Source organism: Vineibacter terrae (genome assembly GCF_008039615.1).
Lineage (GTDB): Bacteria > Pseudomonadota > Alphaproteobacteria > Reyranellales > Reyranellaceae > Vineibacter > Vineibacter terrae.
Window position 1 is genome coordinate 1 of record NZ_VDUZ01000133.1, and the last position, 450, is coordinate 450.

Annotated in this window: 1 pseudogene; it reads right to left on the reverse strand. The window is 75.1% G+C overall.

From position 1 onward, the window contains the following. A pseudogene (locus FHP25_RS40530) lies at positions 1-320 on the reverse strand (hypothetical protein); the annotation flags it as partial. Positions 321-450 lie beyond the last annotated feature (130 nt).

The following is a 450-nucleotide window of genomic DNA, read 5'->3' on the forward strand; positions in this document are numbered from 1 at the left end:
TCGATCACCACTTCAGGCGGCACATCGGGCGGCGGCAGCATCTCGGCCAGCCGGTCGGGCTGCGGCAAGGTCACGGGCTCCGGCGGCTCCGGCTCGGGCAGCTCGCGCGCCAGCACCTCGGTCTCGATGGCGGGCGGCTCGGCCTCCTCCTGCCTGGGGCCCGGCGCCGTCTCGCTCACCTCCGGCTCCGGCGCGCTGGAGACCGCGGCCAGCTCGATCATCACGGCCGGCGGCGCGGCCGGCATGTCCTGCGGTATGCGCCAGGCCAGCAGCGCTGCGGCGCCGCCCAGATGGGCCGCCAGCACCACGCCCAGGCTCACGCTCCAGCGCAAAACCTCCCCACGCAGTGGGGAGGTGCCCCGAAGGGGCGGAGGGGAGCCGACGGGGTCTTGGTCATCAGCACCACGAGCGCTCCCCATCCGGCCTTCGGCCACCTTCCCCGCGTTGCGG